Source organism: Kutzneria sp. NPDC051319 (genome assembly GCF_040682195.1).
Classification (GTDB): Bacteria; Actinomycetota; Actinomycetes; order Mycobacteriales; family Pseudonocardiaceae; genus Kutzneria.
Genome location: NZ_JBFBAM010000075.1, coordinates 24,388 through 47,143, shown reverse-complemented (window position 1 = coordinate 47,143; position 22,756 = coordinate 24,388). Strand labels below are relative to the sequence as shown.

The window sequence follows — 22,756 nt, the reverse complement described above, 5'->3', positions numbered from 1 at the left end:
AGGGAAGGACGCCTTACCCTCGTTCAACACGGGTAAGGCGTCCTTCCCTGCATAAAGGGGGTCAGCGGAGGGAGTGGCAGGCAGGGAATTCCCTGCCTGCCACTCGTTTCTGTTCAGTGTCGGCCGTGCAGCAGCGTCATCACCTTGGCCACCAACGCATCGGTCTTGGGCGTGCGGGCGAACGTCGTCAGGGCCAGCGGCGCGGTGAAGCGTTGCCGCGCGACCGACTGCGCGTAGGCGAACTCGCGCAGCCCGTCCGGCCCGTGGATCCGGCCGAAGCCGGAGTCGCCGCACCCGCCGAACGGCAGCGATGGGATCCGCGGGTAGGAGAACACCGAGTCCAGCGCGACCATTCCGCACCGCAGCAGCCCGGCCAGCTGCTTGCCACGCCGGCTGAACACCGTCGCCCCCAGGCCGTAACCGGTGGCGTTGGCCAGCTCTACCGCCTCGTCCATGTCCCGCACCGACGTGACGGTCAGCGTCGGCCCGAACGTCTCCTCGGTGACCGCCGGGGCATCCTCGGGCACGTCGACCAGGATCGTCGGCTGCACGACGTTGCCGGAGATCGTGTCGGACCCGCCGAGCACCACGCGCCCGCCGGCAGCGACCGCGGTGTCGATGTGGCGCCGGATGATCTCCACCTGCCGGTCGAGCGTGATCGGCCCGAGCTGCGCGCCGGGATCGCTGCCCGCGCGCGCTTTCCCGGCGATGGCGACGAGTTTGCTCAGGAAGCTCTCGTAGACCCGCTCGTGTACGTAGACCCGCTCGGCGCCGATGCAGGACTGCCCGGCGTTGGCCATGCCGGCCCAGGCGGCGGCATCGGCCGCCGCGTCCAGGTCGGCGTCCGCGTCGACGAGCACAGCGTCCTTGCCTCCGCACTCGGCCACCAGCGGGGTGAGCGTCGGCGCGCAGGCCGCCATCACCTTCTTGGCCGTCGCGGTCGAGCCGGTGAACGCGATCTTGTCCACGCCGGCCCCGCACAGCGCCGCGCCGGTCGAGCCATCGCCGGTCACCAGCTGGAGCACTGGGTGCTCGGGGACCACCTGGGCGAACGCCTCCACCAGCCAGGCACCGGTGCCCGGGGTCAGCTCGCTGGGCTTGAACACCACGGCATTGCCAGCGGCCAGCGCGTAGGCGATCGAGCCCAACGGGGTGAACACCGGGTAGTTCCACGGCCCGATCACACCGACGACGCCGTACGGCTTGTAGCCCACCGTGGCCACGTGGTTGGCCATCATCAGCCCGGTCCGGGCCCGACGCGGTCCCAGCACCTTCGGCGCGTTCTTCGCCGCCCACGCCAGGTGGTCCAGCGTCAGCGCGATCTCCAGCATGGCGTCGGAATGCGGCTTGCCGGTCTCGTCGTGGATCACCCCGGCCAACTGCGCGGCCCGTCGGGCCAGCACGCCGCGGAAGCGGTCGAGCCGCTGGCCGCGCGCCTGGTACGACAGGCCCGCCCACCACGCCCCCGCTATACGGGCGCGTTCGACGGTGTCACGGACCTGAGCCGCGGTGTGGACCGGGTACTGGCCGACGAGGTCGCCGCTGCCGGGGTCGTGCACCGCGAACTCACCGGCGCGCGCGGGCTGGATCGTGGTCACTTGACGGCCTCCTCGGCGGCGGAAACGGTGGCGGGCTTGCGGTCGCGGATCAGGTCGGCGGCCTTCTCCGCGATCATCACGGTCGGCGCGTTCGTGTTGCCGCGCACGATCCGGGGCATCACGGACGCGTCCACGACGCGCAGGCCCTCGATACCGCGCACCCGCAGCTCCGGGTCGACGACGGACTGCTCGCCCGTGCCCATGGCGCAGGTGCCGACCGGGTGATAGAGCGTCTGCGTCCAGGATTCGATGTGCTCACGCCAGGCCTCGTCGCTCAGACCGTCCACAGTGGAGGGAAGGTAGGCGCCGTCGAGGTAGCGGGCCAGCGGGGCCTGCCGGGCGATCTCGGTGAGCCGGCGCAGCCCGGCCACCATCGCGTCGGTGTCGGCGGGCTCGGCGAAGTAGGCCGGGTCGAGGTCGGGCTTCCAGCGCGGGTCGGCCGAGCGCAGCCGCAATCGGCCACGGCTGGCCACGTCGACCAGCGTGGCGGCGGCGGTGAACATCCGGCCGACCGGCTCGCGCAGGCCGTTGTCGTAGAACCCCGTGGGGGCAACGTGGAACTGCATGTCCGGCGCGCTCAGGCCGTCGCGCGTGCAGAGGAACCCGCCGCCCTCGCCGATGTTGGAGGTCAGCGGGCCGGTGCCGAGCACCTGCTGCTGCACGAGCCGGCGCGGGCTGACGTGGTCGATGGCGATGTCGGTGGTTCCCCTGGTGTGCCAGAGAATTGGAGTGGCCGGGTGGTCGTGCAGGTTCTCGCCGACGCCGGGCAGGTCGGCCACCACGTCGATGCCGAACTCCCGCAGGTGCGCGGCCGGGCCGATGCCCGAGAGCATCAGCAGCTGCGGCGAGTTGATCGCGCCGCCGGACAGCAGCACCTCGCCGTCGGCGAACACCTGCTGGGTCCGGCCGTCGGTGGTGTACTCGACGCCGACCGCGCGTGGGCCCGCCAGCAGCACGCGCGTGACGAACGCGCCGGGGCGGACCGTGAGGTTCGGTCGGGTCATCGAGGGCCGCAGGTAGCCGTCGGCGGTGGACCAGCGTTGCCCACGGTGGCAGGTCACCTGGTACAGGCCGGCGCCGAGCTGGTTCGCGCCGTTGACGTCGTCGTTGGCGGGCATCCCGCTGGCGACCGCGGCCGCGACCCACGCGTCGGTCAGCTCGTGGGTGTAGCGGCGGTCCTCGACGTGCAGGGGGCCGGTGGTGCCGTGGAACGGCGCGCCGTGGCGGCTGTTGGTCTCGGCGCGGACGAAGTAGGGCAGCACGTCGTCGTAGCCCCAGCCGACCGCGCCGAAGTCGCGCCGCCAGCCGTCATAGTCGGCGCGGTTGCCGCGCATGTAGATCATCGCGTTCATCGACGAGCAGCCGCCGTAGGCCTTCATCCGCGGCCACAACGCCCGCCTCCCGCCGAGGTGTTTCTGGGGCGAGGTCTCGTAGTTCCAGTCCCAGCGGGTCCGGAACAGCCCGGCGAAGGCGGCCGGGATCTTGATCTCGTCGGCGTCGTCGGGCGGGCCGGCCTCCAGCAGCAGCACCGAGACCGCCGGGTCCCGTGACAGGCGGTCGGCCAGCACGCAGCCGGCGCTGCCCGCGCCGACGATCACGTAGTCGAACGATTCTCGAGTGGACAACGCTGCCTCCCGATCGGCCGTCGTGTGGTCGCACCCAGCATCGGCCGCGCGACCGGCCGGGGCACGGTCGGCGGGTCCAATGTTTGCCGGCGGCGTTGTGCGGCGGTACAAAGCGGAGATGCGATCGGAAGCGGCGGCCTGGATCGCCGGCTACGCGGAGCAGGCCTCGGCCCCCGCGGAGCTGGCCCGGCTGGCGGCGATGACCGACCACGAGATCGTCGCGGAGGTCCCCGAGTACGCCGAGGGCGGGGATCTGGACCGCGACCTGCACACCAGCACGGCAGCGCACTGGCGGGCCTTCCTCGCCGCCGTGACCCGCGAGGACTTCCGGGTGCGCCCGCCGGACGAGGCCTTCGACCTGGCCCGCACCATCGCCCGGCGCGGGCTCGGCCTGACCGTGCTGCTGAAGACGTACCGGGTGGCGCAGCGGGCCGTGTGGTCGTACGTGACGGAGACGGTGCAGGAGGGCATCACCGACGGCGACCTGCGCTCGGCGGTGCTGGTGCGGTTCTGGGACCGGGTCAGCCGGTGGATCGATGGGTCGGTGGAGGAGCTGGTGGCCGCCTACGCCGAGGAGCGGGAGCTGTGGCGGCGCGGGGCCCTGGCGCAGCGCGCGGACGCCGTGCACGCGATCCTGCACGGCGACGACGTCGACCTCGACGCCATGGGTGAACTGCTCGGCCATCCGCTGCGCCAGCACCACACGGCCTTCGTGCTGTGGGCAGCGGACGGCTCCGATGTCGTACGGGCGTTGGAAGGCTCCATGTCGGCGCTGGGCGCGGCGCTCGGATGCACCCATCCGCTCAACATCGCCAGCGGGGCAAGGGGAGCCTGGTGCTGGGCAGCCACGCCGACGACGCCCGCCCCGGAGGCGCTGGCGTCGGTCACCCTGCGCCCGGGCATCCGTGCCGCCGTGGGAAGCCCGGCGCCCGGTCTGGCGGGCTTCCGGAGCAGCCACCGGGAGGCGCTCGCGGCGCAGTCGGTGGCGTTGGCGGGGGAGGGCGACGCCCCGGTCACCTGGTATGCCGACGTGGAACTGGCCTGCCTGGCCGGCGGGATCGGCGGGATGGCGGCGCTGCGCGTGCTGGTCGCACGGGAGCTGGGCGGCCTGGCCGCGCCCGACGAGGCCACGGCCCGCCTGCGGCGCACGGTCCACCGCTACCTCGCGACCGGTGGCAGTGCGGACCTGGCAGGCAAGGAGCTCAGCCTGCACCGCAACACCGTCCGCTACCGAATCCAGCAGGCTGAGCAGCTGCTGGGCCATTCGGTGCACGAGCGGCGCGTGTACCTGGAACTCGCCCTGCACTGCCTGGAGGTCTACGGGGCCAAGGCCCTGGAAGGGTGATCTTGTACCCCGGCTGTGCCGATGGGCGCAGTGGCCGGTGGTGCGAAAGGGCGGAGGAGGGAGTCAAGGGTGTTGTTGACGTAGTGCGGCCTGTTAAATAACCGGTAGTCGCTGACTGGGGTGTCGGCCGTGACTGGGGGTTCGGATGCGGCTGTCCGCCGACGCGGGCTGGGCTGGCGCGCTCGTGGCGATCAGGCCCAACGGGACGAGGCCGCCGCTGTACTGCGTGCCGGCCGTGTCGGGCTCGCCCTACGCGTACAACGGACTCGTCCGGCTGCTGGATCCGCAGCAGCCGGTGTACGGATTCGAGGCGCCGGGGTGCGACAACGAGCGAACGCCGATGACCTCGCTGCCCGATCTGGCCAGCGAGTACATCGATGCCTTGCGCGCCAACAGCGACGGCCCGTACCACCTGCTGGGCTGGTCGATGGGCGGCGTGGTGGCGCTGGAGATGGCGCGGCGCCTGGTGTCCGAAGGAGCCGGGGTGCCGCTGGTGGTCATCGTGGATTCCGTTACGCCGCAACGGTCCGAACTGCCGGCCGAGCCCGTCCTGTTCCACTCCTTCCTGTACGACCTGGTCACGGCCGGTGGCATGGACTGGGCCCGCGTCGAGGACGTTGCCCATGGTGACACCGCGGAGAGCGCTTTCGCCGCGGTGGAGCGGTCCGGACTGCTGCCGGAGGAGATCGACGCCGAGTACCTGCTCGACCGTTATGCCGTCTACCGGGCGCACATGCAGGCCGTGTGCGAGTACGAGGGCTGTCGGTACGAAGGCGGCCCGGTGGTGTCGATCCGGGCCGCGGAGTCGAGCGCCGACGCGATGCGGTGGGAGCTTTTTGCCGCTGACGTGGAAAAACACGTGGTCGACGGGGACCATCACTCGATCTGGACGGGAACGAGCCTGGTCGAGCTGAGCCGCCTGGTGGGAGAGAGCCTCGACCGGGCCGGCGCGGTGACCCGATGACCGGCCTGGACAGGGCGGCGCCCCGCCGCTCGGCGTTGTGGCGCAACACCGACTTCCTCAAGTTCTGGTTCGGCGAGACGGTGTCCCTGTTCGGCTCGCAGGTCACCACGCTGGCGCTGCCGTTGACCGCGGTGACGGCGTTCGCGGCCGGCCCGAGCCAGCTCGGCCTGCTGGGCTTCGTGACATGGTTCCCTTACGTGCTGTTCGCGCTGCCCTTTGGGGTATGGGTGGACCGGAGCCGGCACCGCCCGATGATGATCGCGTCCAATGTGATCCGAATGGTCCTCATCGGACTGGTGCCGTTGCTGGCCGCGTTGGGCCGGCTGGAGTTCGTGCCGCTGGTGCTGATCACCGCGGCGGTCGGGACCGCGTCGGTGCTGTTCGACGTCGGCTGGATGTCGTACGTGCCGACCCTGGTGCGGGACCGCGACTTCCTCGTCGATGCCAACGGCAAACTCGGCGCCACCTCGGCCGCCGCAACAGCCGCCGGGCCGGGACTGGGCGGCGTGCTGGTCACCGCGCTGACGGCCCCGATTGCCATGGCCGTGGACGCGGTGTCCTACCTGGCCTCGGTCGTGTCGCTGCTGCTGATCAAGACCCGGGAACCCAAGCCGGAGCCCAAGGACGGCGCGCCGCGGCGGCTGCTGTCGGAGCTGGGCGAGGGCCTCCGCTGGGTCGTCGGCAATCGATACCTGTGGCAGATCGCGCTGTTCGGGGGCCTGTGCAACTTCCTTTCCAACGCGACGAACACCCTCTACCTGCTGTATGCCTTGCACGACAACGGCCTGCCGCCTGGACTGATCGGCCTGGTGCTGTCGATCGGCGCGGTCGGCGGGGTCATCGGCGCGTCGGTGTCCGGAAAGGTGCTGCGCCGGCTCGGCGTGGGCCGGACCTATGCCGTCTTCATGTCGACGACTTTCCTCGGCCTGCTCCTGGTGCCCGTCGCCGGCGGGCCGCGGCCGGTCGCGCTCGGCGTGTTCTTCGTGGCGTACTTCCTGGCCTACCTGGGTGTTTCGGTGGCCAACGTGGTGGTCAGCAGCCTGCGGCAGATCGTCACACCGCATGCGTTGCTGGGCCGGATGAACGCCGCCATGCGGACCCTGCTCTACGCCGGGGCCGCCCTCGGCACGGCGGCCGCCGGACTGCTCGGCGAGCAGCTCGGCGTCCGCACCGCGCTCTGGCTGTTCGCCGCCGGCTCGGTCGCGATGATCGTGGCGGTCGCCCTGTCCTCGATCACGCGACTGCGGGAGATGCCGGCGGCGGCCGCATGACTAGGCCTTCAGCTCGTCGACCGCGCCGGCGATCGCGCGCACCGTGTTGTCCCCGTACAGCAGCCGAACACTCGCCTTCACGCCGAAGGTCTTCTTGATTCGGCTGATCACGCGGCTGGCGTCCAGCGAATTGCCGCCGAGTTCGAAGAAATTCGCCTCGAGGTCGATCTGCCGTCCGCCGAGAACCGTCTCGAAGATCTCGACCAGCGCCGTTTCGGTCGGCGTCGTCGCTTCGGCGACAGCGGCCACCGGTGCGGTCTGTGTCGGGGTCGTTTCGGGTGTTTCCGTTTCGTGAATCACGGCCAACTCCCAATCGGATGACCAGATTGCCCGATCGCCACCACGATAGACGGCGGCGTTTTCCCGGAACGGGTCGGCCACGAAGTTCGCCGGCGCCAGTTCGGCCTTGTCAAGCACGTGGCGGATCCATTCCTCGGCACCGCCGAGCAGCAGTTCGCCCGGCACTCCACGGGGCAGTAGGTTGCCCTCGGGATCCACGACGTATGCCCTTTCGTCGCTTGCGGACAACACCCGGTCCAACTCGGCGTCGGTGAGAATTCCCATGCCCGAGACGGGTTGCCGGGAATCCTTCAGCACCGAGCGCAGCACCTGGTCGACGTGTCTGAGGAAGGAGTCGACCCGCCACCGGTCGAACACGTCGGCCGGGTACGACAGGTGCACGCGCATGCCGTCCGACAGCTCGAAGTAGTTGATGTTCAGGTCGAAGGTGGCGCTGGTCGTGACCGGTTCGAGCCATTCGACCGCCAGCCCCGGAAGTGCGAACGCGCTGGGCGAGTTGGCCGCGCCGAGCACCTGGAGCGACACCTGGAACAGCGGGTTTCGCCCGGCCTCGCGTGACGGCCGGACCCGGTCCACCACCTGCTCGAACGGCACTTCCTGGTGGTCGTACAGGTCGAGCGAGGCGTCGGCGACCCGGGCCAGCAGCTCGTCGAACCGCAGGTCGTCGCCGAGATCGACGCGCAGCACGACCATGTTGATGAACATGCCGACCACGTCTTCGAGATCCGGGTCGGTGCGGCCGAGCATCGGCACGCCGATCGCGATGTCGCGGAGCCCGGTGTGCCGGCCCAGCACCACCGCGACGGCGGCGGCCAGCACGATGAACAGCGACGTGTCGTGCTGCTCGGCGAAAAGCCGCAGGTCACGATGGAAATCCGCGGCGTGGTCGCGCACGACGTCGCCCGCGACGAGGCCCGACGCGGGGGTGCGCGGCCGGTCGGTCGGCAGGCTCAACTCCGGCAGACCGGCCAGGCGCTCGGCCCAGAAGTCCAGCTCCCGAGCCTCCTGTGCGCCGCGTTCCCGCTGGTCGGCGACGAAATCCCGATAGGTCAGGGCGGGTGCGGGCAGGTCGGGCTCGGCACCGGTGCGGAAGCTCTCGTAGGCCGCGGCCAGCTCGCCGCCGATGATGCCGACCGACCAGCCGTCCACGACGATGTGGTGAAAGCCCAGGCCAAGCCCGTGATCGTCATCGGCCAGCCGGACCAGCGTGAACCGGTGCAGCGGGCCGGCGGCCAGGTCGAACGGGGTGCCGGCGACGGCGCCCAGGTCCGCCCGCACGGTCGCCGCGCGCTCCTCGGGCGTCAGCCCGGTGCGGTCGACCACCGTCAGCTCCACCTCGGCCGGCGGCTCGATGACCTGGAACGGCGTGCCGTCGGCCTCCCGGAAGGTGGCGCGCAGGACCTCGTGCCGGGCGACCAGCCAGGTCAGCGACCGGCGCAGCGCCGCCTCGTCGAGCGGGCCGCGCAGCCGGTAGTTCATCTGGACGTTGTAGCCGGTCTCCCCGGGAGACAGCAGGTCGAGAAACCACAACTGCTCCTGTGCGAACGACAATGGCAGCCCTTTTGGGCAAGACTGATCCGGCATCGCTACTCCATTCGGGAATCCTGCCGCACGCATGCGCGTGTGATCGGGCCGTCCGCGCGTATGTCGGACCATAGCATGACGAGTTGGATTGCCGGCGCGGTTCTCGCGGACCTAGATGCGCCCTTTGGGGCGGATTTAATACCTGGTTTCGGTCGAACGCTTCTGCGTCCGGACAGCGCAAGGGGGCGGCCGGTAAACCTCTTGTGCCGCGGCGGGCCGTGTCCCGTACGATCGACTCGTCTTTGGGGGATTCGCGTGCGTCTATGCCCTCGCCCACTCCTGTCCAATCCTTGGAGCGCCCGTGGCGGATGAGAACGAAAAATTGAGCGTTGTTCGCAATGATGGGCAGCAGTTTTCCATCTGGCCGGCCGAACGTCCGCTGCCGTCGGGGTGGCATGAAGCGGGCATTGCCGGCACCCGTTCGGAGTGCCTTGCCCACGTCGACGAGGTGTGGACGGACATCGGGCCGCAGAACACCGGAACGCCCGTGAACAATGTGTTACATCGTGTGGTGGAAAGGGAGGCCGCGGACTGCCCGGACGCGGTCGCCGTCACCGCGGGCGAGGCGTCCCTCAGCTACGGCGAGCTGAACGCCCGGGCCAACGGCCTGGCCCGCCGCCTGGCCGACCGCGGGGTCGGCGTCGAGACCCGGGTGGCCGTCGCCGTGCCCCGGTCGATCGAGTTCGTGGTGGCGGTGCTCGCCGTGCTCAAGGCCGGCGGCGCCTACGTGCCGCTCGATCCCGAGTACCCGGCCGAGCGTCGGGCCTTCATGCTGGCTGACTCCGGTGCGACGGTGGTCGTCGGCTCGACGGCCGAGCTGGACCTGCCCGCCGGGGTGGAGTTCGTCGCTCTCGGCGATGGCACGGACGCCGCCAACCTCGACGTCGAGGTGGATCCCGGCAACCTGGCCTACATCATCTACACCTCCGGCTCGACCGGCGTGCCCAAGGGCGTCGCGATCACCCACGCCGACGTGCTCGACCTCGTGCAGGCCGACCCGCGGTTACGCGTCGGCCGCGGCGAGGTCGTGGCCCACCTCGCGCCCACCGCGTTCGACGCCTCGACGTTCGAGATCTGGTGCGCGCTAGGCCGTGGCGGCCGCGTCGCGGCCCTGAGCCCGCAGCAGGTCTCCGTCAGCGAGCTCGGCGATGCCCTGCGCGCGACCCGGCCCGACTGGATGTTCATCACCTCGGGCCTGTTCCACCTGCTCGTCGACCACGACGTGGACATGTTCGCCAGCGTCGGCGTGCTGCTGACCGGCGGCGATGTCCTTTCCCCGCAACACGTCCAGGCCGCGGCCAAGGTCATCCGCAACACCGTCTACGCCTGCTACGGCCCGACCGAGACCACCGTGTTCGCGACTCTGCACGCGGTGGACCCCGACGCCGACTACGAGCGCATGCCGCTGGGTGGCGGGCTGCAGAACAAGATCGTGCGCGTGCTGAACGCCGAACTCGACCAGCTGCCGGTGGGTGAGGTCGGCGAGATCCACCTGGGCGGCGCCGGACTGGCCCGCTGCTACCACCGCCGTCCCGGGCTGACCGCCGAGCGCTTCCTGCCCGATCCGTACTCGGAGGTGCCGGGCGCGCGCATGTACCGCACCGGCGATCTCGGCCGGCTGCTGCCCAACGGCGAGGTCGAGTTCGTGGGCCGGGCCGACCGGCAGGTCAAGATCCGCGGCTACCGGGTGGAGCTCGGCGAGGTCGAGGTGGCCCTGAACGCGCACCCCTCGGTCAGCGCCGCCGCTGTGCTTGTGGTGGGGGACAACGAGGTCGACAAGCGCATGGTCGCCTACGCCGCGCCCGCCGGCACGGCGATCCTGACCGCGACCGGGCTGCGCTCCTGGATGGCCGAGCGGCTGCCCGCCTACCTGGCCCCGTCCAACTACCTGCTGCTGGACAAGCTTCCCCTTGACCAGAACGGAAAGGTCAACCGCAAGGCCCTGCCGCCGCCGTGGAAGTCCCGGCGTGACATGGGCCTCGACGAGCCGGTCGCGCCGCAGACCGACACGGAACGCTTGGTGGCGCAGGTGATCGCCGACGTGCTGTCACTGGACGAGGTCAGCATGGACGACAGCTTCTTCGCGCTCGGCGGCGACTCGCTGCGCAGCATCCGTGCCCTGGAAAGCCTGCGGGCGGTGGGAATCAAGCTGACCGCACGGCAGTTCATCGGCCAGGAGACCATCGGCGGTCTGGCCAAGACGATCGAGAGCCTCACGGATGACCGGGTCGGAGACACGAGATGAAGATCAGCACCCCCGGGCCCGACGTCCGCGTGCCGCTCGACGACGTCGACATGTACGACCCGTTGCGGTACAAGGAAGGCTGCCAGCACCCGCTGTGGCAGACGCTGCGGCACGAGCAGCCGGTGCTGTTGCAGCACGCGCCCAACGGCACGCCGTTCTGGTCGGTCACGCGGTACGACGACTGCGAGCGGCTGCTCAAGGACCACGAGACGTTCTCCTCCGAGTACGGCACGATCCTCGCCTCGGTCGGCATCGGCGACCTGGCCCGCGGCCAGACCATGACGGTCACCGACCCGCCGTACCATGGCCAGCTGCGCAATCCCGTGCTGCGCAAGCTGAGCCGCGAGGTGATCCGCCGCTGCGGGGCGGAGATGGAGTCCCGGATCGGCGCGCTGCTGGAGCCGCTGCTGGCCGAGGGCGGCGGCGAGTTCGTCGGCGTCATGCACAAGATGCCGATGGCCATGCTCGCGCCGATGATGGGCATCCCGGAGGAGATGAGCGACGAGATCGCCCACTGGACGGCGGTCAGCGTGACGCCGGACGAGCCCACGCTCAACGGCGGCATCGACGCGCACGTCGCGTCCACGCAGGCCCACATCCAGATGCTGGAGCTGTTCGAGGCCGCGATCAAGCTGCGCCGGGACGATCCCGGGGATGACGTGATGACCGCGCTGACCGAGCTCCAGCTGGAGGGCCAGCGGCTCACCGACGAGCAGGTGGCGCTGAACTGCTACAGCCTGATGATGGGCGCGCACGCCACCACGCCGTACGTGGCCAGCCAGACCATCGTGGCGCTGACCGACCGCCAGGCCGTCTGGGACTCCGTGCGGGCCGACTCCACCCTGGTGCCGGATCTCGTCAACGAGGGCACGCGGTGGACCTCGCCGACCAACCACTTGCTCCGTCGGGCGTCCATGGACACCGAGATGGGCGGCGTGGCGATCGCCGAGGGCGACTGGATGTGCGGCTGGGTCGGCTCGGCCAACCGGGACGCCACGATCTGGTCCGACCCGTTCGAGTTCCGGCTGGACCGCACGCCCAGCACCCACCTCGGGTTCGGCGTCGGGCCGCACTACTGCATCGGCGCGCAGGTGTCCAAGGCCGCCCTGTCGATCGTGTTCTCCATCCTGGCCCGTCGTGTCCGCGGCTTCGCGTTGACCGCGGAGCCCACGCAGATCGTGTCGAACTGGATCAACGGCATGACCCGCATGGAGGTCGCCTTCGACGTGGAGCCGGCGGCATGAACAAGTGGTTCATCCGACAGCCGCCGCCGGACGGCGACTTCATCGTCTTCGGGCTGCCCTACGCCGGCGTCGGCGCGTCGTCCTTCGCCGAGTGGCCGATGCAGATCGGCGGCGGTTGGTTCTGCCCCGTGCAGCCGCCCGGCCGGGAGAACCGCCTGCACCAGCCCGTTCCGGCCAGTCACCAGGAATACGCCGAGCAGCTGTCTGACGCCCTGGCCGAGGTGCTGACGCCCGACCGCCCGTACGGCCTGCTCGGCCACTGCGGCGCGGTGCCGTACCTGTTGCAGACCGCGGGCGAGCTGGAGAAGCGCGGACTTCCGTTGCCGCACAGGCTGTTCGCCTCCTCGTGGGGCGCCCCGGACCAGGGCCTCTACGGGCCGCTCAACTTCGTCGACCTGTCCACTGTGGACCTCGTCGCGGAGATCACGGCGCTGTGTGCCGCGATGGGGCGGTCCATCGACCCCGAGCTGGCCGAGATCGCCGCCGAGACCATGCTGGCCGATCTCGAGGTGCAGCGGCGGTACCGCTACGAGGACACCGCCAGGACCAGCGCCCCCGTCTGCGTCATCGGCTGGACCAAGGACGAGGTCGTGCCGGCCGAGCAGGTGCCGCCGGGCTGGGATCGTTGCGTGCAGGCCAGTTTCCACACCCTGGACGGCGATCACTGGGAGCTGTTGCGTGGTCCGAAACAGCTGCTCGATCTCATCGACCACGAGATGGGTGGGTGACATGGCCGATCGGTGGATACGCACCCTGTTGAGGCGGCCGGAGGCGTCGGTCAACCTCGTCTGCATGCCTCACGCCGGCGGCTCGGCCAGCTTCTACCGGGGTTGGGGCGAGGGCCTGCCCGCGCAGATCGAAACGCACGTCGCGCAGTACCCCGGCCGGGAGGATCGCATCGCCGAGCCCACCCTCCGGGTCATGGCCGACCTCGCCGACGCCATCGCCCCCGCGCTCGAACCGCTGTTCTCACGCCCCGTCGTGCTGTTCGGGCACAGCCTCGGCGCCTCCCTCGCCTACGAGGTCGCCCTCCGATGCGAGCGGGCCGACCTCCAGCCGCAGCTGCTCGTCGTCTCCGGCTCGCCCCCGCCCCATCGCCGTCCCCGCAAGACCTTCCACCTCGTCGACGACGACGCCCTAGTCGCCGAGCTCCGCCGTGAGGCCGCCACCAGTCCCGTGGTCCTCGACAGTCCCGAGCTCCTGGAGGTCCTGCTCCCCATGGTGCGGGCCGACTACGAGCTCATCGAGACCTACCACCCCACCTCTCCTCCGCCCGTCCGCACCCCCTTCGCCGTCTTCCACGGCGACGCCGACCCCGAGGTCACCACCCTCCAGGCCGACGGCTGGCGTGAACTGAGTGACACTCACAACCTCCAGCACCATCAGGTCTTCACCGGCGGCCACTTCTACCTCCGCGACCACCAGTCCGAGGTCCTGGCCGCCCTCGCCTCGCTGATCAGTTCCCACGACCGGGTCAGCGAAGCCTCTTCCCTCTGACGACGCGGCTGGCCCGGGTGCCGCACCACACACCACCCGGGCCGCCCGCGTCGCTCTTACGAAATCACCCTCAACTGCCTCCCACGACGCGGAGCCTGCGCCCGTCAAACCAGCTCTCACGTCAGCAGGGCGCGGGCGTAGTGATCGGTGTTGTCGTGGACGCCGGGCAGGACGTAGAAGTAGCCGCCGCCGAAGGGGGTGACGTAGTCGGTCAGGGGCTCGCCGGCGAGGCGGTTCTGCACGGTCTCGAACTGCCGGGCGATGTCCTGCTGGTAGCTGCAGAACAGGAGGCCGGCGTCGATGGCGCCGTTGGGCTGGAAGCCGCGGTCGTAGTTGAAGGGACGGCGGAGAATGCGGCTGGACTCGGCCTTCGGGGTGCGGGGGTTGGCCAGGCGGATGTGGGAGTCGAGGGGAATGACCTTGCCGTCCGGATCCTTGGCGTAGTCGGGGATGTCGGTCTCGACGCTGCCGTCGAGCGGGGCGCCGCTGTCGCGGCGGCGGCCGAACATGCGCTCCTGCTCGGAGATCGAGACACGGTCCCAGAACTCGACCAGCATCCGGATGAACCGCACGACCTGGAAGGAGCTGCCGTCGGGCCGCCACACGACCTCGGCGGTGGGCTGGGAGATGCCGTCCTTGAACCCCAACAGGTTCCGGGGTGTGCCGGCCGGACGCGGGGGTGAGCCGAAGCCGTCGAGGCGGTAGCGGGGCTGCATGCCGTCACGGGTGTGGCGGGTGAGGTCCCGCAGCGCGTGGTGCACGGTGTCGATGTTGTTGGCGCAGATCTGCAGCATGAGATCCCCGTGGCACCAGGCGGGATCCAGCACATCGTCCGGGAAGGTGGGCATGGCGGAGAGACCGGCGGGCTTCGTCAGGCCGTAGCGGGAGTCGAACAGCGAGGCGCCGACGGAGACCGTGACGGTGAGGCCGTCGGCCGGCACGATCGGACCGAGCACGGCACTGTCCGACGGCGGCGCGCCGACGCCGAGGTCGGGCGGGGTGCCGCCGGCGGTGAGGAAGCGGGCCCGGTCGGTCAGTGCCTTGAACATGTCGGTCAACGCGGCCCGGTTGGCTGCCGTCGCGTCGAATGCCGCGAAGGTGCCGAACCGCTGCGGCGGGCTGTCGACGCCGGCCTGGCGCGGCCCGTGGAACGGGTACGACTGCGGAACCTCGGGCGCGGTGACGGTGTCGGCCCGCGCACCGGCGGCGGCGAGGCCGCCGACCAACGCGGTGCCGGCGACACCGGCGCCCGTGCCCTGGAGGAAGCGGCGACGGCTCAGCGACATGGCAGGGACTCCTTCAGGTGACACAGATTCAGCTGGCGCGGACTTCGAGCAGGGTGGGGATGGCGGACAGCGTTTCCACGGCGGCGCCGACCCGGGCGTCGACCAGTTGCCGGCTGCCGGTCTGACAGGCCGCCGCCACCGCGGCGAGTTGGGTGCGGGCCGTCGCGATCAGGCCCGGCTTGCGGGCGTCGACCAGCGGCTGGAGTCGGTCCAGCACCGCGTCGGTGGCATCGACATCCGCCGCGACCAGCGTGAACGTGGAGTTGGATCCCTGGTCGGTCTGCCCGTTGAGGATGCGCCGCAACGCGTCCTCCAGGATCTCGTGCGCCCGCAGCGGCAGGTCGGCCGGATCGAAGGTCAGCTTCTGACGCAGCGTCTGCACGTCCTGCTGGAGCTTCACGGCGACCGGTGCCAGCTGCGCGGCGGTTTGCCCGTGCCACAGGCCGTATTCGACGCGGTGCAGGCCGGTGAAGCCGGGATCGTCGACGCCCTGGGGACGGCCCTGCGGCAGGCCGTCGATCGACACGCCGAGGTCCTCGAACTGCCCGTACGCGGCGCCGAGCCGCTCCCAGGTCTGCTGCGCCGCCAACCACGCCGCCCGAGCGCCGTCCTTGTCGCCGGCGGTGATCTTGGCCGCGAGGTCGCCGGTCTGAGTGTCCAGTGTGGACAGTTTGTCCGTCAGGTAGGACGTGAACGAGTCCGCCGGCTCCTTGAGGTCCTTGTCCGACACCGGCGCGACCGCCGGCACCACCGTCCCGCCGGACCCACCGGTGACGGCGGCGACGGGGGAGACCTGGTCCAGCTCGCCCGGCACCAGGCAGCGCCAGCTGTACTGGCCGGCCGGCAGGTCGACGGTGAGGGACCGGCGGGTGCCGGGGCCGAGGCCCTCGATCTCGCCGATCACACCGCCGTCGGCGGCCCGGATCAGGTAGATCTCGCCGCCGTGCCCGGACTTGTTGACCACGGTGATGGTCGACGAGCCGGCGGTCGTGCCGGACCAGTCCTTGGCGCAGCCGTCGGCCGTGACAGTGACCTGCGTCGCCGAGCCGTCGCCCGACGGTGACGTGACCAGCGCGAGCACCCCGACGGCCAGCAGCGGCAGCACCACCGCCGCGGTCGCGTACACCCATCGCGGCAGTCGGCGGGCGGGCCGTTCGACGGGCACGGCTGCCGTGCCGGGCTTGCGCAGGAAGACCACCAACACCGTGACCAGGTACGCGACGTACACGGCGACCTGAAGCACGGTCATTCGCGGCGCCAGGTTGGTGATGCCGGAGATCAGCGACACCCACCAGCTGTCGGTGGACACCACAGTGGACAGATCGAACGCCACCCAGTTCCGCCCCGGCACCAGCCCGGCGGTCTGAAGCTCGCCGACGCCGTAGGCCAGCACTCCGGCGGCGATCACGATGAGCAGCACCGCCGTGCGGGAGAAGAACACGCCGAGGTTCACCCGCACGCTGGCGCGCACGATCAACCAGCACAACAGGAACGACACCGCCAGCCCGACCGCGGCACCGACCAACGGCGCGAGCGTGTCGCCGGAGGCCTGCACGGTCGTCCACAGGAACAGCGCCGTCTCCAGGCCTTCGCGGGCGACGGCGAGGAACGCGGTGGTGGCCAGCGCGCCGGCGCCGATCTCCGCCGCGTGGCCGATCTTCTCCCGCAGCTCACCGGACAGGCCGCGGGCGGCGCGCCGCATCCAGAAGATCATCCACGTCACGAGCACGATCGCGACCAGGCTCAACAGGCCGCCGAACACCGCCTGCGCGGTGATCGTCAGCTCGGCCCGGGAGAACGCCAGCACCGCGCCGAAGCCGAGCGACAGCAGCGCCGCGGCCAGCACGCCGAGCCACACCGCCGACGCCCCGGCGCCGGTGCGGCGCACGGCGGCCAGCAGAATGCTGACCACCAGCCCGATCTCCAGGCCCTCACGCAGGCCGATGACCAGGTTGGGCAGTCCGTCGACCCACACCTCGACACGCTCCTTCGGTAAGGCTAACTTAACTCCGGAGCGGATACTACACGGATGTAGAAGTGTGTCGACGGTCTGTGGCACGCTCTCGGCGTGACAAGCGGCATGCATCCGGCACGGAACCTCGTCCGTGCGCTCAAGGTCCCCGAGATCACCGCCCTCTTCTGGCTCGCCAAGGGCCTGTCGACGGCGCTGGGCGAGTCGACATCGGACTACCTGGTGACCGCGCTGTCGCCGATTCCGGCCGTGCTGCTGGGCTTTGTCGGATTCGTGGTGTCGCTGGTCGTGCAGTTCGCGGTGCGCCGCTACAACGCCTGGGCCTACTGGTTCGCCGTGGCGATGGTGGGCGTGTTCGGCACGATGGCCGCCGATGTGCTGCATGTCGGATTTGACGTCCCGTACACGCTTTCCGCGCTGCTGTACGGAATCGTCCTGCTGGCCGTCTACGTGGTCTGGTTCCGCGTCGAGCGGACCCTGTCGATCCACAGTGTCGACCGGCCGCGCCGCGAGGCGTTCTACTGGGCGGCGGTGGTCGCGACGTTCGCGCTGGGCACGGCGGCCGGCGACCTGACCGCGATGACGCTGCATCTGGGCTACTTCTGGTCCATCGTGCTGTTCGCCGTGGCGATCACGGTGCCCGCCGCGGGCTACCGGTGGTGGCGGTGGAACGCCATCTTCTGCTTCTGGTGCGCCTATGTGCTCACGCGGCCGCTGGGCGCGTCCGTGGCGGACTGGCTGGGCAAGCCGACCGATGTGGGCGGCCTCGGGCTGGGCGGCGGGCCGGTGAGCTTGGTGTTGGCAGTGCTCATCGCCGGTGTCGTCGCCTACCTGGCCGTCACCAAGATCGACGTCCAGGCCGATGCGGAGACGCCGACGGCCGAGGTGGGGCGCCGCTGACTCGCGGTCCACCTCGGCGCCCGCCGTCGCCGAGGTGGACCGGCGTCAGGCGGTGACGGAGTCCTTCTGCGTCACCGAAAGGAAGCCGACGAGCGCGACGATCGCCGTCGTCAGAACCAGGCTGACCGCGCCGAGTCCGAGGTCGAGGCCGCCGTTCTCGGCGGGCATGCCGAACAGGTCCGCGAAGGACGCGCCGAGCGGCCGGGTGATGATGTAGGCGGCCCAGAACGCCACGGTCGCGTTCAGGCCGAACGCCCTCCGGGCGATCCCGGGCACGGCGAACGCGACGGCGAACAGCAGGCCGGCGCCGAGGAAGCCGAGTCCCACGGTGTCGGCGACCAGATCGCCGGCCGAGGTGCCGAGCGCGAACGTCGCCATCACGGTGAGCCAGTAGAAGATCTCCCGGCGACGCGTGGTGATGCTGTGGATGGACAGCGTCCGCTCGGTGCCGTACCAGGCCGCGAAGATCACGGCCAGCGCGATGGCGAAGGACACCGTCGACGCCGCGAAGGACACATCGAGCAGGTAGTGCAGGATGTCGGCCACCATGGTGCCGGCCACGCTCACCAGCACCACCGTCGCCCAGTAGAGCCACGGGATGTACCGCCGAACCGCGATCTGCACGGCCAGCGCGACGATCAGCGTCAGGAACGCGACGCTGACAACGATGCTCGGATCGGCGTAGTCGAGCAGGAAATGGTCCGACGTCGCCTCGCCCATGCCGGTGGTCAGCACCTTGATGACCCAGAAGATCAGGGTCACCTGCGGAACCTTCGTTCTGGCCAACGGTGTTGACGTCGAATGTGTCCACTGTGGACGCGCGCGGGGCGTCGAGGCTGGCGAGGTCATGCCGGCAAGCTACTACAGCAGTGTAGTCGTGAGGTGACTCCGCGCTGTCGTTCGAGCATGCGGCCAGATGTAGCGGTTCCGGGGCGCCTTACGCGGTTCGTGCTGCGTTCAGGTGGCGTACACCATCGTCGCCTAGAACTTCTACTTACATGTAGTAGTTGTCGATGGGAGTGCAACGCATGCGCAGAACACCAGTGGTGGCCGCGGTCGCGGCGGCCCTGTTGGCGACCGCGGTCGGACCGTCCGCCGTCGCGGCCCCGTCGGACCGGCACGTGCTGCTGATCTCCGTGGACGGCCTGCACGCCACCGACCTGGCCTGGTACGTGCGCCAGCATCCGCACTCGGCGCTCGCCTCGCTCGCCCGGGACGGCATCGACTACGCGCACGCCAGGACGCCCGTCCCGTCCGATTCGTTCCCGGGCCTGGTCGGCCAGCTCACCGGCGGCGATCCGGCCGCCACCGGCATCTACTACGACGCCACGTACAACCACGCGCTGCTGCCCGCCGGCACGACCGACTGCGCGGCCGCGAAGCCGGGTGCGGAAGTCGATCTCACCGAGGACCTGGACAAGGACAAGACCGCCCTCGACGCGGGCCAGGGCCTGGCCGGGCTGCCGAACTCGATCCTCGGCATGACCGGAAAGCCACAGACGCTGATCCAGCCGTCCGCGCTGCCGGTCGACCCGGCGACCTGCAAACCCGTGCAGCCCAACCAGTATCTCCAGGTCAACACGGTCTTCGAGGTCGCCCGGGCGGCCGGCCTGCGCACCGCCTGGTCGGACAAGCACCCGGCGTACGCGATCCTCGACGGCCCGTCCGGCTCGGGCATTCAGGACCTGTTCACGCCGGAGATCAACAGCAACGTCGGCGGCGGCGACTGGACCACCGACAACACCGCGACCCGCCAGTACGACCATTACAAGGTTTTGGCCGTGCGCAACGAGATCGACGGCTACGACCACTCCGGCGCCAACCGCGTCGGCACGCCGGCGGTGTTCGGCCTCAACTTCCAGACCGTGTCCACCGCGCAGAAGCTGCCCGGCGGCGGCTATCTCGCCGACGGCACGCCGGGCCCGCTGCTGTCCAGCGCTTTGGACTCGGTCAACGGCGAGATCGGGTCGCTGACCGCCGAGCTGGCCAAGCGCCACCTGGCCGACAAGACCACGGTCATCCTGTCCGCCAAGCACGGCCAGTCGCCGACCGATCCGGCGGCGCTCACGCGCATCGCCGACGGCCCGCTGCTGGACGGCCTGAACGCCGCGTGGAAGGCCGCGCACCCGGGCAGCGCCGACCTGGTGGCGTACTCGACGGACGACGACGCGATGTTGTTGTGGCTCAACGACCGCTCACCCGCCGCGTTCGACTTCGCCCGGCACTATCTGCTCGCCCAGAACGGCGCCGGCAACGGCATCACCGGCGTGGCCAAGCCCTTCACCGCTTCCGGCCTGCAGTCCGTCCACACCGGACCGTCCTATTTCCACACCGCGGCCAACGACCCCCGGGTGCCCGACCTCGTCGGGGTCGTGCAGTACGGCGTCGTGTACACCGGCAAGAAGTCCAAGATCGCCGAACACGGCGGCGCCGCCCCCGACGACCGCGATGTGGCGCTGATCGTCTCCGGCGCGGGGGTCCGTGGGCACTGGACCGTCACCGCGCCGGTGGCGACCACGCAGATCGCGCCGAGCATCCTCGCCCTGCTGCGCCTGAACCCGAACGCGCTCCAGGCCGTGCGGACCGAGCACACGCAGGTGCTGCCCGGCCTGCGCTGACCGATGCCGGCCGCCCCGGTCTCGATCTACTGCCGGTAGATCGAGACCCGGGCGAGGTCCGGCGTACCTACGTCCATCGGTTGCGACCTGTGGCAACTCCTTGCCCACGGTGGAGGCGGGGAACGGCCGGTCGAAGGGACGCCTTCGCTGCTGATGCTGCCGAACCCGCACTACGCCGAGCGCAAGGATGACTACGGCATCATCTCCGTGCGTGGCGACTCCGATGACTTCGAGCACGTGCTGGCGCATAACGCCGTGACCTCTACCAACCACGAGGTCATCGTCCACTGCATGGGCATGACCGACGACGAGGCCTTCGACGGCTCAGTGGCAGCCGTCGAAGAGGAGTCCGCGGCGAAGCGTCTGGTGGTGCAGAGCGGTTGCGCCTGACCGGACCTTGGGGGCGGTGCGTTTGGGTGCCGGCGGTGAGTCGCGTGAACCGGAAGGCCGGTCAGGTCGAGCGGGGACGGTTGATCAGGCGCGAGAGCACGATGACGCTCTCCGTGCGGTCGATGACCCGGCTCTCGCGCAGGCGCTGGATCGCCCGCTCCAGGTGGGGGATGTCGGCGGCGCGCATGTACAGCAACGCGTCGGCGGGGCCGGAGACGGTGCAGGCCTCGATCACCTCGGGGATGCGCTCCAGGTCACGGCGGAGCACGGCCGGCGTGGGGTTGCCGGTGCAGTACACCTCGACGTAGGCCTCGGCGGTCCAGCCGAGCGCCTCGGTGTTGACCAGGGCGGTGAAGCCGGCGATGACGCCGTCGGCGACGAGCCGGTCCAGCCGGCGCTTGGCCGCGGACGGGGACAGCCCGACGGCCTCGCCGATCTCGGCGTAGGTGCTGCGGGCGTTCACGGTGACGCAGCGGATGATGCCCTCGTCGATGCTGTCCATGACGGTCCCCTCTCACGCAAAAAACCGCCGCAGCATAACAAGACGTGCAAAAAAGTGGCGGTCATCGGCAATGCATGGCGATTGAGTGCGTGACGGGCCGGACCCTAGCATTCGAGGCGGTCCCCGCGAGCACAGTGAGGTGTCTTGAACACAACCCCGGCCGAGTCGGCCGCCCTGGACGCTGTCGACGAGGGTGCGATCGCCGAGAACTTGCTTGAGCTGCTGGCGATTCCGAGCGTGACGGGATCGGCGGCGGAGTCGGAGGCACAGCACTGGCTCGCGGAGCGCCTGCGCCGACTCGGGCTCGACGTCGACCTGTGGTCCATGGATCTGCCTGCGCTGCAAGCAGATCCGGACTTCCCGGGGTCGGAGGCCCCACGCGACGAGGCCTGGGGCCTGGTCGGCGTGACCGGGGACGACGGGCCCACGCTGATTCTCCAGGGGCACGTGGATGTCGTGCCGCCGGGTGATCTCGGGCGCTGGCAAGGTGATCCGTTCACGCCGCGAACCGTCGGCCGCACCGTGCACGGCCGGGGCGCCTGCGATATGAAGGCGGGGGTCGTGGCCAACCTCGCTGCCCTGGCTGCGATCAAGGCCAGTGGCGTCCAGCTTCGAGGCCGGGTCGCGGCGCACTTCGTTGTCAGCGAAGAGGATGGTGGCCTCGGCGCGTTCGGCACGCTGCGGCGCGGGCACACCGGCGACGCGTGCGTCATCACGGAGCCTACAAGCGGAAAACTGGTGACCGCCAACGCGGGGGCGTTGACCTTCCGCATTGAAGTTCCCGGCCAGGCCACGCATGCGAGCACCCGCGAGGCCGGCGTCAGCGCCATCGACGCCTACCTGCCGATCCACCGCGCCCTGGCCCGGCTGGAGACCGTTCGCAACCAAACGCCCGATCCGCTGCTGGCCGGCTACCGCGTGCCGTACGCGCTGTCGGTGGGCAAGCTCAGTGCCGGCGACTGGGCCAGCAGCGTGCCGGACCTGCTCAGGGCCGAAGGGCGGATCGGCGTGTGCGTGGACGAAGATCCCGCCGCGGCCAGGGAACAGCTCGAACGGTGTGTCGCCGAGACGTGCGCGGCCGATCCGTGGCTGCGTGATCATCCGGCCACCGTGGCCTGGACCGGCGGGCAGTTCGCGAGCGGCCGGCTGCCGGTGGGGGATCCGTTGCGCGGCCTGGTCGGGGACGCCTACGCGGATGCCACGGGCCGCGAAGCTCCGGTGGAATCCGGCGCACCCTACGGCAGCGACCTCAGGCTGTACGCCGCGGCCGGCGTGCCGACGCTCCAGTTCGGGCCGGGAGACGTGCGGCTGGCTCACGGGCCGAGGGAACAGGTTCCGCTGGACGAGGTCGTCGACGTCGCCAGGACCCTGGTGCTCACCGTGCTCCGGGCGGTCGGGCCGAAGTAGGCGGTCCA

18 protein-coding genes and 1 pseudogene are annotated in these 22,756 nt (G+C 70.4%); 12 read left to right on the top strand and 7 right to left on the bottom strand.

Going from position 1 to position 22,756, the window contains the following annotated elements; all coding sequences use genetic code 11:
- Positions 1-113: 113 nt before the first annotated feature.
- Positions 114-1,598 (bottom strand): aldehyde dehydrogenase family protein, encoded by a 1,485-nt coding sequence (locus AB0M73_RS41530; protein ID WP_363903680.1) that lies wholly within the window; start codon positions 1,596-1,598, stop codon positions 114-116.
- Entirely contained in the window at positions 1,595-3,223 is a 1,629-nt protein-coding gene (locus AB0M73_RS41525; RefSeq protein ID WP_363903677.1) for a GMC family oxidoreductase N-terminal domain-containing protein, read from the bottom strand. The genes AB0M73_RS41530 and AB0M73_RS41525 overlap by 4 nt, the downstream gene beginning before the upstream one ends.
- Before the next feature lie 118 nt (positions 3,224-3,341).
- Here AB0M73_RS41525 and AB0M73_RS41520 point away from each other — a divergent pair, with 118 nt between their 5' ends.
- From AB0M73_RS41520 to AB0M73_RS41510, 3 genes are all read left to right on the top strand, one after another.
- Positions 3,342-4,568 (top strand): helix-turn-helix domain-containing protein, encoded by a 1,227-nt coding sequence (locus AB0M73_RS41520; protein WP_363903674.1) that lies wholly within the window; start codon positions 3,342-3,344, stop codon positions 4,566-4,568.
- 145 nt (positions 4,569-4,713) lie between these two features.
- Entirely contained in the window at positions 4,714-5,532 is an 819-nt protein-coding gene (locus tag AB0M73_RS41515) for an alpha/beta fold hydrolase (protein WP_363903671.1), read from the top strand.
- On the top strand, positions 5,529-6,803 hold the full coding sequence (locus AB0M73_RS41510) for an MFS transporter (RefSeq protein WP_363903668.1): 1,275 nt from the start codon (positions 5,529-5,531) through the stop codon (positions 6,801-6,803). Before AB0M73_RS41515 ends, AB0M73_RS41510 begins: the two co-directional genes overlap by 4 nt.
- Here AB0M73_RS41510 and AB0M73_RS41505 read toward each other — a convergent pair whose 3' ends face one another.
- The gene (locus AB0M73_RS41505; RefSeq protein ID WP_363903665.1) at positions 6,804-8,654 is read right to left on the bottom strand and encodes a condensation domain-containing protein; all 1,851 of its coding nucleotides are present in this window, start codon (positions 8,652-8,654) and stop codon (positions 6,804-6,806) included.
- Positions 8,655-8,988: 334 nt separating this feature from the next.
- Here AB0M73_RS41505 and AB0M73_RS41500 point away from each other — a divergent pair.
- The 5 genes and pseudogenes from AB0M73_RS41500 to AB0M73_RS41480 form a co-directional block, all read left to right on the top strand.
- Positions 8,989-9,123, top strand: a pseudogene (locus tag AB0M73_RS41500) (MbtH family NRPS accessory protein); the annotation flags it as partial.
- Positions 9,124-9,198: 75 nt separating this feature from the next.
- Complete coding sequence (locus AB0M73_RS41495) at positions 9,199-10,932, top strand: non-ribosomal peptide synthetase (protein ID WP_363903683.1); 1,734 nt, start codon at positions 9,199-9,201, stop codon at positions 10,930-10,932.
- A complete protein-coding gene (locus AB0M73_RS41490) occupies positions 10,929-12,176 on the top strand; it encodes a cytochrome P450 (RefSeq protein WP_363903662.1) in 1,248 nt (415 codons plus the stop codon). Before AB0M73_RS41495 ends, AB0M73_RS41490 begins: the two co-directional genes overlap by 4 nt.
- Entirely contained in the window at positions 12,173-12,904 is a 732-nt protein-coding gene (locus AB0M73_RS41485) for a thioesterase domain-containing protein (RefSeq protein ID WP_363903659.1), read from the top strand. Before AB0M73_RS41490 ends, AB0M73_RS41485 begins: the two co-directional genes overlap by 4 nt.
- 1 nt (position 12,905) lies before the next feature.
- Positions 12,906-13,673, top strand: coding sequence for an alpha/beta fold hydrolase (locus AB0M73_RS41480; RefSeq protein ID WP_363903656.1), 768 nt, complete (start codon positions 12,906-12,908; stop codon positions 13,671-13,673).
- 116 nt (positions 13,674-13,789) lie between these two features.
- Here AB0M73_RS41480 and AB0M73_RS41475 read toward each other — a convergent pair whose 3' ends face one another.
- Both AB0M73_RS41475 and efeU read right to left on the bottom strand, forming a co-directional pair.
- The gene (locus AB0M73_RS41475) at positions 13,790-14,959 is read right to left on the bottom strand and encodes a Dyp-type peroxidase (RefSeq protein WP_363903653.1); all 1,170 of its coding nucleotides are present in this window, start codon (positions 14,957-14,959) and stop codon (positions 13,790-13,792) included.
- Between the two features lie 28 nt (positions 14,960-14,987).
- A complete protein-coding gene (efeU, locus tag AB0M73_RS41470; protein WP_363903650.1) occupies positions 14,988-16,934 on the bottom strand; it encodes an iron uptake transporter permease EfeU in 1,947 nt (648 codons plus the stop codon).
- Between the two features lie 93 nt (positions 16,935-17,027).
- Here efeU and AB0M73_RS41465 point away from each other — a divergent pair, with 93 nt between their 5' ends.
- Positions 17,028-17,831: a hypothetical protein gene (locus AB0M73_RS41465; protein WP_363903647.1), complete on the top strand. Its 804-nt coding sequence runs from the start codon at positions 17,028-17,030 to the stop codon at positions 17,829-17,831.
- A gap of 45 nt (positions 17,832-17,876) precedes the next feature.
- Here the strand turns inward: AB0M73_RS41465 and AB0M73_RS41460 are convergent, their stop codons facing one another.
- Entirely contained in the window at positions 17,877-18,593 is a 717-nt protein-coding gene (locus AB0M73_RS41460; RefSeq protein ID WP_363903644.1) for a hypothetical protein, read from the bottom strand.
- A 251-nt stretch (positions 18,594-18,844) separates the two neighbouring features.
- On the opposite strand from AB0M73_RS41460, the gene AB0M73_RS41455 reads away from it, so the two are divergent.
- A complete protein-coding gene (locus AB0M73_RS41455; RefSeq protein ID WP_363903641.1) occupies positions 18,845-20,449 on the top strand; it encodes an alkaline phosphatase family protein in 1,605 nt (534 codons plus the stop codon).
- 153 nt (positions 20,450-20,602) lie between these two features.
- Positions 20,603-20,839, top strand: a complete 237-nt coding sequence (locus tag AB0M73_RS41450; RefSeq protein ID WP_363903638.1) for a hypothetical protein — start codon at positions 20,603-20,605, stop codon at positions 20,837-20,839.
- Between the two features lie 61 nt (positions 20,840-20,900).
- Here AB0M73_RS41450 and AB0M73_RS41445 read toward each other — a convergent pair whose 3' ends face one another.
- Positions 20,901-21,341, bottom strand: coding sequence for an Lrp/AsnC family transcriptional regulator (locus AB0M73_RS41445; protein WP_363903635.1), 441 nt, complete (start codon positions 21,339-21,341; stop codon positions 20,901-20,903).
- Between the two features lie 144 nt (positions 21,342-21,485).
- On the opposite strand from AB0M73_RS41445, the gene AB0M73_RS41440 reads away from it, so the two are divergent.
- Positions 21,486-22,748, top strand: a complete 1,263-nt coding sequence (locus AB0M73_RS41440; protein WP_363903632.1) for an ArgE/DapE family deacylase — start codon at positions 21,486-21,488, stop codon at positions 22,746-22,748.
- Positions 22,749-22,756 lie beyond the last annotated feature (8 nt).

Excerpts from the sequence above, each read along its gene's own strand:
- AB0M73_RS41520 (WP_363903674.1), top strand. The coding sequence starts at position 3,342 with ATGCGATCGGAAGCGGCGGCCTGGATCGCCGGCTACGCGGAGCAGGCC.
- AB0M73_RS41515 (WP_363903671.1), top strand. The coding sequence starts at position 4,714 with ATGCGGCTGTCCGCCGACGCGGGCTGGGCTGGCGCGCTCGTGGCGATC.
- AB0M73_RS41510 (WP_363903668.1), top strand. The coding sequence starts at position 5,529 with ATGACCGGCCTGGACAGGGCGGCGCCCCGCCGCTCGGCGTTGTGGCGC.
- AB0M73_RS41490 (WP_363903662.1), top strand. The coding sequence starts at position 10,929 with ATGAAGATCAGCACCCCCGGGCCCGACGTCCGCGTGCCGCTCGACGAC.
- AB0M73_RS41485 (WP_363903659.1), top strand. The coding sequence starts at position 12,173 with ATGAACAAGTGGTTCATCCGACAGCCGCCGCCGGACGGCGACTTCATC.
- AB0M73_RS41480 (WP_363903656.1), top strand. The coding sequence starts at position 12,906 with ATGGCCGATCGGTGGATACGCACCCTGTTGAGGCGGCCGGAGGCGTCG.
- AB0M73_RS41475 (WP_363903653.1), bottom strand. The coding sequence starts at position 14,959 with ATGTCGCTGAGCCGTCGCCGCTTCCTCCAGGGCACGGGCGCCGGTGTC.
- AB0M73_RS41455 (WP_363903641.1), top strand. The coding sequence starts at position 18,845 with ATGGGAGTGCAACGCATGCGCAGAACACCAGTGGTGGCCGCGGTCGCG.
- AB0M73_RS41450 (WP_363903638.1), top strand. The coding sequence starts at position 20,603 with ATGCTGCCGAACCCGCACTACGCCGAGCGCAAGGATGACTACGGCATC.
- AB0M73_RS41445 (WP_363903635.1), bottom strand. The coding sequence starts at position 21,341 with ATGGACAGCATCGACGAGGGCATCATCCGCTGCGTCACCGTGAACGCC.